The sequence below is a fragment of the Rhizobium sp. SG2393 genome, assembly GCF_042610495.1.
Lineage (GTDB): Bacteria > Pseudomonadota > Alphaproteobacteria > Rhizobiales > Rhizobiaceae > RU20A.
In genome coordinates this window covers 166089-178659 of record NZ_JBHGAP010000005.1, presented here as the reverse complement: position 1 = coordinate 178659, position 12571 = coordinate 166089, and the positions used below count along the sequence as shown (strand labels likewise).

Annotated in this window: 13 protein-coding genes; 7 read left to right on the top strand and 6 right to left on the bottom strand. The window is 66.1% G+C overall.

Going from position 1 to position 12571, the window contains the following annotated elements:
* Nucleotides 1-348 precede the first annotated feature (348 nt).
* The 3 genes from ACED18_RS13510 to ACED18_RS13500 all read right to left on the bottom strand — a co-directional run bounded on the left by ACED18_RS13510 (nt 349) and on the right by ACED18_RS13500 (nt 3276).
* Nucleotides 349-1017, bottom strand: coding sequence for an outer membrane protein (locus ACED18_RS13510; protein ID WP_377293023.1), 669 nt, complete (start codon nt 1015-1017; stop codon nt 349-351).
* A gap of 334 nt (nt 1018-1351) precedes the next feature.
* Nucleotides 1352-2047, bottom strand: coding sequence for a L,D-transpeptidase (locus ACED18_RS13505; RefSeq protein WP_377293021.1), 696 nt, complete (start codon nt 2045-2047; stop codon nt 1352-1354).
* Between the two features lie 263 nt (nt 2048-2310).
* A complete protein-coding gene (locus tag ACED18_RS13500; protein WP_377293105.1) occupies nt 2311-3276 on the bottom strand; it encodes a L,D-transpeptidase family protein in 966 nt (321 codons plus the stop codon).
* 226 nt (nt 3277-3502) lie between these two features.
* Between ACED18_RS13500 and ACED18_RS13495 the strand changes: the two genes are divergently transcribed.
* A complete protein-coding gene (locus tag ACED18_RS13495) occupies nt 3503-4144 on the top strand; it encodes a DNA-3-methyladenine glycosylase I (RefSeq protein WP_377293019.1) in 642 nt (213 codons plus the stop codon).
* A gap of 619 nt (nt 4145-4763) precedes the next feature.
* On the opposite strand, the gene ACED18_RS13490 is transcribed toward ACED18_RS13495, so the two are convergent.
* The 3 genes from ACED18_RS13490 to ACED18_RS13480 all read right to left on the bottom strand — a co-directional run bounded on the left by ACED18_RS13490 (nt 4764) and on the right by ACED18_RS13480 (nt 6301).
* Nucleotides 4764-5195, bottom strand: a complete 432-nt coding sequence (locus tag ACED18_RS13490; RefSeq protein ID WP_377293017.1) for a DUF305 domain-containing protein — start codon at nt 5193-5195, stop codon at nt 4764-4766.
* 116 nt (nt 5196-5311) lie between these two features.
* Nucleotides 5312-5695, bottom strand: a complete 384-nt coding sequence (locus ACED18_RS13485) for a hypothetical protein (RefSeq protein ID WP_377293015.1) — start codon at nt 5693-5695, stop codon at nt 5312-5314.
* A gap of 87 nt (nt 5696-5782) precedes the next feature.
* Nucleotides 5783-6301, bottom strand: coding sequence for a hypothetical protein (locus ACED18_RS13480; protein ID WP_377293013.1), 519 nt, complete (start codon nt 6299-6301; stop codon nt 5783-5785).
* A gap of 162 nt (nt 6302-6463) precedes the next feature.
* Here ACED18_RS13480 and ACED18_RS13475 point away from each other — a divergent pair, with 162 nt between their 5' ends.
* The 6 genes from ACED18_RS13475 (at nt 6464) to ACED18_RS13450 (ending at nt 12554) form a co-directional block, all read left to right on the top strand.
* Nucleotides 6464-7123: a helix-turn-helix domain-containing protein gene (locus tag ACED18_RS13475; RefSeq protein WP_377293011.1), complete on the top strand. Its 660-nt coding sequence runs from the start codon at nt 6464-6466 to the stop codon at nt 7121-7123.
* 120 nt (nt 7124-7243) lie between these two features.
* The gene (hisS, locus tag ACED18_RS13470; RefSeq protein WP_377293009.1) at nt 7244-8725 is read left to right on the top strand and encodes a histidine--tRNA ligase; all 1482 of its coding nucleotides are present in this window, start codon (nt 7244-7246) and stop codon (nt 8723-8725) included.
* Between the two features lie 266 nt (nt 8726-8991).
* Nucleotides 8992-10134 carry an ATP phosphoribosyltransferase regulatory subunit gene (locus tag ACED18_RS13465; RefSeq protein WP_377293007.1) on the top strand — a complete coding sequence of 381 codons (1143 nt, stop codon included), beginning with the start codon at nt 8992-8994 and terminating at the stop codon, nt 10132-10134.
* Complete coding sequence (hisG, locus tag ACED18_RS13460) at nt 10131-10826, top strand: ATP phosphoribosyltransferase (RefSeq protein ID WP_377293005.1); 696 nt, start codon at nt 10131-10133, stop codon at nt 10824-10826. Before ACED18_RS13465 ends, hisG begins: the two co-directional genes overlap by 4 nt.
* 181 nt (nt 10827-11007) lie before the next feature.
* A complete protein-coding gene (locus ACED18_RS13455) occupies nt 11008-11676 on the top strand; it encodes a hypothetical protein (protein WP_377293003.1) in 669 nt (222 codons plus the stop codon).
* A gap of 170 nt (nt 11677-11846) precedes the next feature.
* Nucleotides 11847-12554 (top strand): glutathione binding-like protein, encoded by a 708-nt coding sequence (locus ACED18_RS13450; RefSeq protein ID WP_377293001.1) that lies wholly within the window; start codon nt 11847-11849, stop codon nt 12552-12554.
* Nucleotides 12555-12571 lie beyond the last annotated feature (17 nt).

The window sequence follows — 12571 nt, the reverse complement described above, 5'->3', positions numbered from 1 at the left end:
CGGATATCGCGACGGCTCGTCTCCCACTCAGGTCAATCTCTCTCCCTCTTCATGAACGTGGCTGCCAACTCACCGTCAATTTGCCACGAGGGTACGCCCGTCGCCACACCTGCGGTCATCACCTCTGTTTTGCGTGGGCATGTCGCTCGACTTGGGTGCGGCCGCCACCCCACCCTCCCGTCATGCTCGGGCTTGACCCGAGCATCCATGCGGCAATCGCCGTGTGCGGCCGTGGATCCTCGGATCAAGCCCGAGGATGACGGCGGAGTGTGGGGACGACCTGGAAACCAAAGGGCCAATGCCCCGTAGGCCATGCATGCCAGCCGCTCACGCCACCGGCACACCCCATCAGAAATGATAGGACACGCCCACATTCACCGCATTGGTCAGCACGTTCGTCTTCAGCTTCGCGCCGCTGTCGATATCGACGTTCACCCAGGAGTAGTTGCCCTTGTACTCGGTGAAAACAGACCAGTTGTCGGTGATGGCGTAGGAGACGCCGGCCTGCGCCTGCAATGTGGCGCCGCCCACCTGATAGCCGAAGGTGCGGCCGGAGGGGCGGGTGACTTCGACGTGCGGAATGTTGATGCCGGCGCCGAGGCCGACATAGGGTGTCCAGGCCCGGCCCGGCTCGGTGAAGCGGTAGAGGGCGTTCACCGTCAGGAGGTTCAGGCCGTCGGTGAATTCGAAATGCGTCCAGCCCGGCGTTTTCGCGAAGGTATCGCCGCCCGCATAGACCTTGGCATGGGAAAAATCGATCGAGAGACCGAGGTCCGGCTCGCCCAGCGACTGCAGCCACCAGGTGGCGCGGCCACCGTAATAGGGCGGGCTGGCGAAGGACTTGCCTTCCCAGCCGGCCGTGAAATGCGTGCCGTCGCTCGTCGTCACCCCGCTGTGCGGCGCCGTCTGGTAGCCGCCATAGACGGAGAATTGCAGGTCTTCCGAAAGGGCAGGGGCGGCGGTGAAGATGAGGGTGCTGGCGCAGAGAAGGGCGGCAAGGCGGGCGGTCGAACGCATGGGGCAGATCCGGGAAGGCTAACGAGAGCCCTTCCATAGCACCCCGCCGCCCCGGATATATGACAGTTGCATGAAATTCGGGGCGGGCGCGATGGGCTTTCGCCTGGGGCGGAGCGCTGAGGAAAGTGTCGCACACACCCCCTCTGCCCTGCCGGGCATCTCCCCCGCAAGGGGGGAGATCCGCAGGCTGCAGGCTTGGCGCTCCTCGCCATCGACGCAATCGCTGATGGCACGAGGCGGGAAGCCGGTCCGCCCATCCGATCTCCCCCCTTGCGGGGGAGATGCCCGGCAGGGCAGAGGGGGGTAATCCCAGCTCGCCGCCCTACAGCCCCCATCACCCCCCGAACAGCTGCCGGAAGAAATCGACGCCGCGGTCGTCGAAGCTCACCTTGCCCTGCCGATTGCCGGGGCCGACGACGATGACCTTGGAGCCGACGGGCACGCGGTCGTAGAGGTCGGTGACGTCCTTGTTCATCATGCGGATGCAGCCGGACGACATGTTCTGGCCGATCGACCAGGGCTGGTTGGTGCCGTGGATGCGAAAGGCCGTGTCGTGGCCGCCCTTGTTGTGCAGGTAGAGCGCGCGGGCGCCGAGCGGATTGTCCTCGCCGCCGGGCTGGTAGGCGGGCAGGATATGGCCCTTGCGGGCCTCGCGGGCGCGCATTTCCGGCGGCGGCGTCCATCCCGGCCATTCGGCCTTGCGGCCGACCTTCACGACGCCCGACCAGCCGAAGCCCTCGCGGCCGACGCCGATGCCATAGCGCGTGGCACGGTTTTCGCCGTCCACCAGATAAAGAAACTTGTTGTTGGTATCGACGATTATCGTGCCCACCGGCTCGTCCGTTACGAGCCGCACCCGGGTGCGGGCATATTTGCGGTCCGGCATCTTCTTGTTGGCGACGGGAACCACGTTGCGGTCCGTCGAAAAACCGGCCGGACGTTCCATCATCGGCTGTGCCACGGCGGCCGTCGTCGCGGCGAGGCTGACGATCAGTGCCGCCGCGCCCATCCTTACGTGTCTCATGCTCATGCGGTCATTCCTTCTCCCCGGGCAACGTGCACCTGCCTTGCCGCCCGCTCCACCTTTCCCGTGCGCCGCCATCCCACCAGCGCGATGCACAGGCTAACCCATCGATTCCGGATGACAAGAGCGGTTTTGGGCGCAGGTCCGGCCGGCGCGTGCACGTTGTCGCGTCGGAGGCTGGTGATCACGCGATCATCCTCGAAGCCCCGCGACCGGGCGCCCGTGGCGATGTCCTGCCACCCCGCGCACCGGTGCCGCCGCTTTCCGCGTTATTGCACGATGACGCGGGTGCCGACCTTCACGCGCTCGTAGAGATCGACCACGTCTTCGTTGCGCATGCGGATGCAGCCGGAGGAGACAGCATAGCCGATCGTCCAGGGCGCATTGGTGCCGTGGATGCGGTAAAGGGTGGAGCCGAGATACATGGCGCGGGCGCCGAGCGGATTCTGCGGGCCGCCATCCATGCGGGCCGGCAGGAAATGGCCCTTGGCGGCCTCGCGCTCGATCATTTCCTGCGGCGGGTTCCAGTCCGGCCATTCGGCCTTGCGGGTCACCGTGTGCGTGCCGGCCCATTCAAAGCCGGGCTTGCCGACGCCCACGCCGTAGCGTCGCGCCTCGCCATTGCCCTGCACCAGGTAGAGGAAGCGGTTGTTGGTGTCGATGACGATCGTGCCGGGCTTTTCGGCCGTCTCGTAGGCCACCTGCTGCGGCAGGAACTTCGGGTCGATGGCGCGGCGGGAGGGGTCGCCGGCCCGGGTGATCGCCGCCACCTGCTGCTGGTCCATCGGCTGCGTCGCGTCCGGCTGCGCATAGAGCGGCTGCACGGCCTGCCGGCGCGGCATCTGGCCGCCCAGCGCAACGCCGGCGCGGTCGATGCGCCGCATGCTGACACCGGGCAGCCCGTCCATCGGCTGTCGGCGCGCCTGATACTGGCCCTGATACTGGCCCGGATAGGGCCGCTGATACTGGCCCTGATAGACCCGCTGCGGCGCCTGCCCTTGCTGGTAGGCGCCCGCCTGGTAACGGGTGGCGGCGCGCTGCTGCTGGCGATAGACCGGCCGCACGGCCCCGTCTTGCACGCCAAGCTGCAGCAGCCACGGGGCCGCGAGATCCGGGCTGACGATGACAGGCGGGCGGTTGGCATAGCGGTCGCCGGCCTCTGCCATGCCGCAGGATGCGGCAAGCAGGGAGAGCGCAACGAAAGGGGTTGCAAAAAGAGAGGCGGTCTTGAACATCGGGCGCACGCTGAAAACCTTTCGCCGAAGGATGAGGCCCGGCACGGGGCCATCGAATGGCCGGATCGTGGCAGCCGCGCGCAAGCGAATGGTAAACGCAGGGTCGTGAAACTCCGATCGATGGCGCAAACCTTTCGGTAGGGTTATCGAGCAGTTGAGCGCCATGGTTTCCGGAAGGTAAATGGCAGGCGGCAAGCGGCCGGAACGGCGAGCGAAGGAGAAAGATATGACGGAACCCACTGTTGCCGAGGGCCTGAGAACGGATGAAGACGGCGTCGTGACCTGTGCCTGGCATGGCGGGCTTTCCGACTACCGCGTCTATCACGATACCGAATGGGGCCACCCCGTTCGCGATGACACGCGCCTGTTCGAGAAGATCTGCCTGGAAGGCTTCCAGTCCGGCCTTTCCTGGCTGACCATCCTCAGGAAACGCGAAGCGTTCCGCGCCGGCTTTGCCGGTTTCGACATCCCGTCCGTCGCCGCCTTCGGCGAGGCGGATGTGGAGCGGCTGGTGGCCGATCCCGGCATCGTGCGCCACCGCGGCAAGATCGTCTCCACCATCAACAATGCCCGCCGCGCGCTGGAGATGCAGGCCGAATTCGGTTCGCTCGCCCGCTACTTCTGGTCCCATGAACCCACGCCGGAGGAGCGCCCGGCCGTCATCGATCTCGCCCATATCCGCGCCAACCCGACGACGGCCGTCTCCGTTCGCATATCCAAGGACCTGAAGAAGCGTGGCTGGACCTTCGTCGGCCCGACCACCGTCTATGCGTTCATGCAGGCTATGGGGCTGGTCAACGATCACCTGGAAGGGTGCGCCTGCCGGACCGCCGTGGAGCACAAACGGGCTTCTTTCCATCGTCCGTAAGTTGCGGCTGACTCGAAACTTGCGTGAAGCTGACCGAAAGTTCGTTTTTTCGCCTCTCCGACCTCTGCTCGGCATTTTAGGGATTCCAAAAGCGACTGAATCAGCTAGCTTCTGGATCAGCGGCAAATCACTTCACAGTCTCGCGTTGGACATCCTGTACGTGCTCGTATCGGCGGGCGCCGCTGTGTGCTGAATGAATCGGCATCTTGGGGAGATGACATGACGTCAAAGTTGACCACCGAAGACTGGGCCTGCTTCAAGGCGCGCGAGATTGTCGAGCGCGAGGGACTGACCCTCGTACGGGCCGCGCGCGGCAGCAGCCGGAATGAACTGCATGAAAGCAGCCTTCGCCTCGCACGGGCTATCGCTGCCACACTGATCGAGGCTTCCGCGGACTCATCCGCCTTTTCAAGCCGTGCACGCTCTTACTGACGCACATCGCAAGACCGCTGCCTTGGTCGTGGCGGACCCGGGGTTGCCGATCACTGTCGGCGCCTCGCGCTGGGGCTTCGTGTCTTGCGAAATGTCGTCCTGTGCGTTCCGGGAGGCAGGCGGGCCTCCCGGAACGACGCATTTCAAAGGCGCATGAGCGCCGGATTCTCTATCCTCTTGTTTACCCCTAGCCTCCGTTGCGAGAGAGCCAGGCCTTCATCTGCCGGATTTCGGCTTCCTGCGCGGCAATGATGCCTTCGGCCAGCTTGCGGATTTCAGGGTCGGTGCCGTACTGAAGCTCGACCTTTGCCATGTCGATCGCGCCCTGGTGATGGGCAATCATGCCGCGAACGAAATCCACATCGGCCTTCCCGGAAAATTCGATCGCCATGTCCGCATGCATGCGGCTGTTGGCCTCCTGAAACGCCTTGCTGGACGGGGCATCGGCGCCCGGCCCCTTCGGTGCCATCGCGTCCATCTTGCTCATGTCATGATGCTGGGTGCCGTGGTCGCCGTGCTTTTCCGCCGCCATGGCGGTCGCGGGTGCGAAGGCGAAAGACACGGCGGCGAGGGCGGGCATAAGCCGGGTGCGGCTGAAGGATGTCAGGTAAGCAGTCATTGTCTGTTCCAATCTCTTCTCAATCCCGGCACGCGTTCACGACCATGGCCCCGGGTATCGGGGCGTCATGATGGTCTGGGCGGCGGCCGGATGGGGTCTGTGATGGTGAAGGAGGATCAGGCGAAGGACCGCGGCGGCCGGAACGGCGGCGCTGCGCCGCGCCCCAGGAGGATCGCCGAAAGGCTGGGTGCAAGCCTCTCGGCCCCGACTGCCAGCCAAGAGGGGAGAACGATGCGGGTGGGAATTCCGAAGCAGGCCGCGCAGGCCGCCATGCTGGCGTGCGAGCCGCCATGCCGCTCGTCCGGCGCTGCCGGCGGATGGGCCGCGGCGTGATGCGCTTCTCCGGTGGTCACGGCTGCCGCGGCGGCCACGCCCCGCTCCCCGGCGCCATGATGATGGACGCTGCCAATACCGGCGAGCGCCATGGCCTGCGCATGCACCGGCGCACCGGCAAGGCCGGCGGCAGACAGCATCATCAGGATCATCACAACGAAGCGCATGCCGCCACCATGGCCGAGCTTTGCGGCCGCCGCAAGGCGCCGATGCCGAGACGGTAAAGTCCCGCCTGCGCGCCGGGCGACGAACGATCAGTCGAGGTCGATCGGCTCGTCGAGAAGAAGGAAATAGCCGCTGAGCAGGCTCGTCATGCCGTCCGCACCGCAGGTCGAGCGGCCGAGGCATAAGAGCGCCGGTTCTCCGGGTGCCCCGGCGCGCCGTGCGCGATAGCTGAACAGCATGGGCTTGCCGGTGGCGCGCTCCAGCGTTTCGAGCACCGTCTCGCGCTCGGCGGTCTCGTAGATGCTGACGACATCCATGATGCCCCGTTCACCGGGGGCTAGCCCGTGCATGGCCGCGGCTGTCGCGCTGAGCCGGTAGATGCCCGTCAGGAGATTGCAGTCGAAACGCGCCGCAACGGTCGGGTCGCCGGCCAGCCGTTCCAGCCAGTCGAAGGCGGCGGCCCGCGCCATGACGCTGCTGCGCAGGGTTTCAAGCGCGCGGTCTGCCGCAAGACGAGGTGCCGCCGACGGATGGCCGGGCAGCCATGCGTCCTCGCCCTTCTCGCCGGGCCTGCCAAAGGCCTCGGGTGCTCCTGATCGTCTGCTCACGCCAAAAATCCCGGAACATGGCCTGTGATCCGTCCCAGGCGCGCCGCGCCGGTCGGAGATACTGCCAGATTGCGTCATAGGCAATTTTAAAGGACTGGAATCGCTGTCGAAAGCGGGTACATTGATCATTCAATAAACCATTGATACGTGGATATTGAGTTTATGCAATCGGAAGGTGCATTTTCCAGCGCGACATCCTTGTCGTCCGCCGTCACGGATCTGATTGCCCACCTGCGCGCCTATCGGCTGAAGATGGGCCTGTCCCAGTCCGACATTGCCTGGAAACTCGGTGTATCCCTGCCCACCGTCTCGCGCTGGGAGCGTGGCGTGGCGCGACCGGACCTGCGCGCCATCGGCGCCATCATCGATTTCATGCGCCGCGCCGACAGCCACGATGCGGCAACGCTGGTGCGCAACGTTGCCCAGTCGCGCGAAAGCCGCAACCTGTGGGAAGGCGAGGATATCCGCTACCTCGTCGGCTCCCGGCGCGAATATCTGGAGACGCCGCAATTGCGCCCCCTCGTCGGCGAGTCGATCCGCCGCTACCTCGCCGGTCCCTATGCCATGCTGGTGGAGGATCGCGGCCTCTGGGCGGCTCTGCGCCGCCACGAGATCGCCTCGGCCGAATTCTTCGGCGGCACGGCCATGACCAACACCTTCCTCCCGGCCGGCATGGTGCAGCGCAAGCGCATCGTCATGCATGCCGGCTACACGGGCGAGGTGCGCTGCGAGAGCCATTCCATCCTCATGCCGAAGTCGCAGGCGACCGTTCAGGAAGGCGTGGTCCTTCACACCTGGGACGATCTCGGCAGGCCCGTCTGAGACGGCGCGGCGCCCGCCAGCCGCCCGGCGGGAAACCCCGCGCCCACCAGCCTTGTCGCAAGGCTTTCAATCCGCTAGGAAGCCGGCACTTTCCTCCTGCATTTGAAGGCGCGGCCGACCATGTCCGACAAGAAGAAGACCCAGAAGCTCAAGGCCCGCCTGCCGCGCGGTTTCGTCGATCGCGAGGCGGCCGATATCCGCGCGCTGAACGAGATGACCGCGAAGATCCGCGAGGTCTACGAGCGCTACGGCTTCGATCCGGTCGAAACGCCGCTCTTCGAATATACCGATGCGCTCGGCAAGTTCCTGCCCGACAGCGACCGCCCCAACGAGGGCGTCTTCTCGCTGAAGGACGATGACGAGCAGTGGATGAGCCTGCGCTACGACTTGACCGCGCCGCTCGCCCGCCATGTGGCGGAGAACTTCCAGGAGATCCAGCTTCCCTACCGCACCTACCGCGCCGGCTACGTCTTCCGCAACGAAAAGCCCGGCCCCGGCCGCTTCCGCCAGTTCATGCAGTTCGACGCCGACACGGTGGGCGCCGCCGGCGTGCAGGCCGATGCCGAAATGTGCATGATGATGGCCGACACGATGGAAGCGCTGGGCATCAAGCGCGGGGACTATGTGATCCGGGTCAACAACCGGAAGGTGATCGACGGTGTCATGGAAAGTGCCGATCTCGGCGGTGACGACAATGCCGGCCGCCGCCTCGGCGTGCTGCGGGCGGTGGACAAGCTCGACAAGTTCGGTTTCGACGGTGTCCGTCTTCTGCTCGGCCCCGGCCGCAAGGACGAGTCCGGTGATTTCACCAAGGGCGCCGGCCTTTCCGATACGCAGATCGATTTCATCATCGGTTATCTCAAGAACGAGGATGTCCAGCCGTCCAGCCAGCTCTACGCGGACGGCCTGGGCGAACTCATGAACATCGAGACGATGGTCAGGTCTGCCGGATATGGCGAAGAGCGCATCAAGATCGACCCCTCCGTCATCCGCGGCCTCGAATACTACACCGGCCCCGTCTTCGAAGCCGAACTCACCTTCGCCGTCACCAACGAGAAGGGCGAGAAGGTCGTCTTCGGCTCGGTCGGCGGCGGTGGGCGTTATGACGGGCTCGTGTCGCGCTTCATGGGCCAGCCCGTGCCGGCCACCGGTTTCTCCATCGGCGTCTCGCGCCTGATGACGGCGCTGAAGAACCTCGGCAAGCTCGGCACGGAAGAGGTTGTCGCGCCCGTGCTCGTCACCGTCATGGATGGCGATGTGGAGGCCATGGGCCGCTACCAGCGCTTCACGCAGCAGCTGCGCAATGCAGGCATCCGCGCCGAAATGTACCAGGGCAACTGGAAGAAGTTCGGCAACCAGCTGAAATATGCCGACCGCCGCAACTGCCCCGTCGCCATCATCCAGGGTGGTGACGAGCGGGCGGAAGGCGTCGTGCAGATCAAGGATCTCATCGAGGGCAAGCGCCTCTCCGGCGAGATCACCGACAACACCGAATGGCGCGAAGCCCGCGTCGCCCAGATCGTCGTGCCCGAAGCCGACCTCGTCGCCAGAGTCGCCGAAATCCTCGCCGCCCAGGCCGAGGATCGTGCCCGGCAGGGGTGAGGATCTTCCGTGCCCGTGATCGTGGCGTACCCCCCTCTGTCCTGCCGGACATCTCCCCCGCAAGGGGGGAGATGGGCTGGGCGCGGGCGCAGTGGTTCCTCGCCGGTGTTTGAGTGCAGCGAAGGCGCGCGGTTTGGTGCTGATCATTGCCAAGCACTCCGACTGATCTCCCCCCTTGTGGGGGAGATGTCACGAAGTGACAGAGGGGGGTATCGCCGCAATCTCCCTGCTGACATGAGAAGCGCCCCACAGACCGGACCCCGCCCATGCCCCTGATCAACCTGCCCGCCTTCGCCCCCGCGCTCGCCGAAGATCTGGCGGCCCTGAAGGCCGAGCGGGTGGATACGCCCGTCATCCAGCCGGCCGCGCCCTTTCTCGACATGGCGGGCGAAGACCTGCGCCGCCGCATCTTCCTGACGGAAAGCGAGACGGGCGAGAGCCTGTGCCTGCGCCCGGAATTCACCATTCCCGTCTGCCTGCGCCACATCGAGACCGCCACCGGCACGCCGAAGCGCTATGCCTATCTCGGCGAAGTCTTCCGCCAGCGCCGCGAAGGCGGCAACGAATTCTACCAGGCTGGCATCGAGGATCTCGGCGATCCCGATATGGCAAGCGCCGATGCCCGCGCGGTGGCCGATGCGGTCCGCGTGCTCGCCCGCCGGCTGCCCGACCAGCGGCTTGCCGTCACGCTTGGCGATCAGGGCGTCTTCGAGGCGGTGGTGGCGGCCTGCGGCCTGCCGGCCGGCTGGCAGAAGCGGCTCATCCACGCCTTCGGCAACCAGGCCCATCTCGCCCGCCTGCTCGAAGCGCTGTCGGACCCGGAAAAGGCGGAAGTCTTCAATCCTGAGCTCGAAAAGCTCGCCATCCGCGGCCTGCTGGAGGATGAGGCAGGCCTTGCCGCCCATATCGACGCCACCATGCAGGCGACCGGCTATTCCACCAATGCCAGCCGCAGCCCGGCCGAAATCGCAAGGCGGCTGAAGGAAAAGCTGGAGCTGGAAAGCATCCGCCTCGATGCCCGCACCCACGGCCTGCTGACGGAGTTCCTCCGCCTCGATATCCCGCTCGCGGAAGCGCCGGCCGCGCTCTTTGCCTTTGCCGAACGCTCCGGCCTCGATATCGCCGCAGCACTCGCGCGCTTCGATGCGCGCGTGGCGGCCATCCGCAATGCCGGCGTCGATCCCGCCATCGTCACCTACCGCGCCGCCTTCGGCCGTCCGCTCGATTACTATACCGGCCTCGTCTTCGAGGTGACGGTGAAGGGGGCGGCTGCGGTGCTGGCCGGCGGCGGCCGGTTCGACCGGCTGCTGACGCTGCTGGGGGCTGCCGACCGCATTCCCGCCGTCGGCTTCGCGCTCTGGCTGGACCGCATCGAGACCGCCATCAACGAGGGGAGGGCGGGAGAATGACCGTCACCATCGGCCTGCCGTCCAAGGGACGCATGAAGGAGGATTGCTCGGCCATCCTCGCCCGCGCCGGCCTGCCCGTCGTCGCCGTCGGCAATGACCGCTCCTATCGCGGCCGCGTGGATGGACGCGAGGATATCGAGATCGCCTTCCTCTCTGCCTCGGAGATTGCCCGCGAGATCGCCGCCGGCACTGTCGATTTCGGCGTTACCGGCGAGGATCTGGTGCGCGAAGGCCTGGCCGAAGTGGAGAGCCGCGTCGAATTTTCCGCCCGCCTCGGCTTCGGCCATGCGGACGTCGTCGTCGCCGTGCCGGAAATCTGGCTCGACGTGGATACAATGGCCGACCTTGCCGATGTCGCCGCCGATTTCCGCGCCCGCCACCAGCGCCGCCTCACGGTCGCCACCAAGTACTGGCGGCTGACGCAGCAGTTCTTCTCCCAGCGCCACGGCATCCAGCTTTACCGCATCGTCGAAAGCCTCGGCGCCACCGAGGGCGCACCCGCCTCCGGCTCGGCCGATATCATCGTGGACATCACCTCCACGGGCTCGACGCTCCACGCGAACCACCTCAAGGTTCTCTCCGATGGCGTCATCCTGCGCTCCGAGGCCTGCCTCGTGCGGGCCCGGCGCCCCGAGCATGATGCCGATCCGGTAATTGCCGAGATCGTCGAGCGTGTGCGCGCCGTCGTGTGACGGCAAGGCGGCCGCAAGGCCCGCGCAAGGCTCGTATCGCAGGGTGGCGTTACTAAGCGGGGCCATGCCGTTCCGCCATCCGGCCGTCTTTCGGGCCGCGTGATGGCGCTTTTCGGCCCCGATATACCGATCAAGCCCCGGATGAACCGCGGACACCGATCCCAGACGAAGGATTCGGCCGATGGTCAGCGCGCTTGACACCGTCCGCTACGCCACCTCCCAGGCCCTCTTGAAGGCGCTGCGCGAAACCGATGCGGATGCCGCCGCCGCGCAGCAGACGCCCATGGCCGGCATCCTGCGCGAATACGGCATCGACACCTCCGCCGGCACCAGCCCCGGCACGCTCTCGCTCTCCGCCCTCCTGACCGGTATCGGCAGCCGCACCGGCGCTGACCTCACCGGCACGACCGGCATTGTCGGAACGACGGCCAGCGTGCAAACCGTTTCCACCGATATCGCCACATCGTCCTTCATGACCGGCCTTGCCGCCCGCATCGTGGCGCTGGCGGATGCGCCGGACACCAAGGCGCAGGGACAGGCGATGGCGCAGGCGCTGAAGGCCGGCACGCTCACGGTCTTCGATCCGCTCACCGGGCGCTCCGTCGCGGCCTTTTCGCCCGACAAGCAGGCGACGGGCAAGACCACCGAGATCGGCGTCAGCGGCTGGAGCGACTATCTGAAGGACCATCTGAAGCGCGGCGAGGACGGCACCTTCGCCCGCGCCAAGGACGGCAGCTATATCGACGCAGCCACCGGCGCCAACGCCTGGTTCGGCACGATCGGCACCGGCTATGTCTACGTCACCTGGCCGGCGGCCCAGTCCACGGCAAAGACGTCTTCGGCGACGTAACTCACGGCGCATTTTTCGCGTCGCGCATCTGACAATCAGCTGCCGCGCTCCCTATCTCATCCTGGCCCCTGCCGGGCGCCTGCGGCATGAACCCGCCGCAGGCTCCGGCCTTTCCTCGATTGCTGCGGCCCGGCCTTGCACCGGTGTCCGCGCCCTTTCCGGAGCCTGCCATGGCCGATCTGTCCGCCTTTCCCATCACCACCAAGTGGCCCGCCAAGAACCCCGACATCATCCAGCTCTATTCGCTGCCGACGCCGAACGGCCAGAAGGTGTCGATCGCGCTCGAAGAACTCGGTCTTCCCTATGAGGGCCACCGCATCGACATCAGCACCAATGTGCAGAAGTCGCCGGAATTCCTGTCGCTCAATCCGAACGGCCGCATCCCCGCCATCATCGACCCCCACGGCCCGGACGGCCAGCCGATCGGCCTTTTCGAATCCGGCGCCATCCTCGTCTATCTCGCCGAAAAGACCGGCAAGCTCCTCCCGAAGGACGCGAAGGGACGTTACGAGACGCTGGCCTGGGTCATGTTCCAGATGGGCGGCGTCGGCCCCATGCTCGGCCAGTTCGGCCACTTCTTCAAATATGCCGCGGACAAGGTCGCCAACAATTCCTACCCCATGGAACGCTACCGGGATGAATCGAAGCGCCTGCTCGGCATTCTCGAGGAGCGGCTGAAGGGTCGCGAATGGCTGATGGGCGATGAGTACACCATCGCCGACATTTCCACCTTCACCTGGGTGGAAGGCGCCCGCCGTTTCTATGGTGCGGCCGACGTGCTCGGTTACGACCAGCTGCCGAACGTCACCGGCTGGGTCGCCCGCGCGCTTGCACGGCCCGCCTCGCAGCGCGGCCTTGAGGTTCCCGCCAAGGATTGACCTGCCCCTTGCGCCGG

What these genes read in the sequence shown, in the direction of transcription:
- ACED18_RS13510 (WP_377293023.1), bottom strand. Translation starts at nt 1,017, where the DNA reads ATGCGTTCGACCGCCCGCCTTGCCGCCCTTCTCTGCGCCAGCACCCTC.
- ACED18_RS13505 (WP_377293021.1), bottom strand. Translation starts at nt 2,047, where the DNA reads ATGAGCATGAGACACGTAAGGATGGGCGCGGCGGCACTGATCGTCAGC.
- ACED18_RS13500 (WP_377293105.1), bottom strand. Translation starts at nt 3,276, where the DNA reads ATGTTCAAGACCGCCTCTCTTTTTGCAACCCCTTTCGTTGCGCTCTCC.
- ACED18_RS13495 (WP_377293019.1), top strand. Translation starts at nt 3,503, where the DNA reads ATGACGGAACCCACTGTTGCCGAGGGCCTGAGAACGGATGAAGACGGC.
- ACED18_RS13490 (WP_377293017.1), bottom strand. Translation starts at nt 5,195, where the DNA reads ATGACTGCTTACCTGACATCCTTCAGCCGCACCCGGCTTATGCCCGCC.
- ACED18_RS13485 (WP_377293015.1), bottom strand. Translation starts at nt 5,695, where the DNA reads ATGCGCTTCGTTGTGATGATCCTGATGATGCTGTCTGCCGCCGGCCTT.
- ACED18_RS13475 (WP_377293011.1), top strand. Translation starts at nt 6,464, where the DNA reads ATGCAATCGGAAGGTGCATTTTCCAGCGCGACATCCTTGTCGTCCGCC.
- hisS (WP_377293009.1), top strand. Translation starts at nt 7,244, where the DNA reads ATGTCCGACAAGAAGAAGACCCAGAAGCTCAAGGCCCGCCTGCCGCGC.
- ACED18_RS13465 (WP_377293007.1), top strand. Translation starts at nt 8,992, where the DNA reads ATGCCCCTGATCAACCTGCCCGCCTTCGCCCCCGCGCTCGCCGAAGAT.
- hisG (WP_377293005.1), top strand. Translation starts at nt 10,131, where the DNA reads ATGACCGTCACCATCGGCCTGCCGTCCAAGGGACGCATGAAGGAGGAT.
- ACED18_RS13455 (WP_377293003.1), top strand. Translation starts at nt 11,008, where the DNA reads ATGGTCAGCGCGCTTGACACCGTCCGCTACGCCACCTCCCAGGCCCTC.
- ACED18_RS13450 (WP_377293001.1), top strand. Translation starts at nt 11,847, where the DNA reads ATGGCCGATCTGTCCGCCTTTCCCATCACCACCAAGTGGCCCGCCAAG.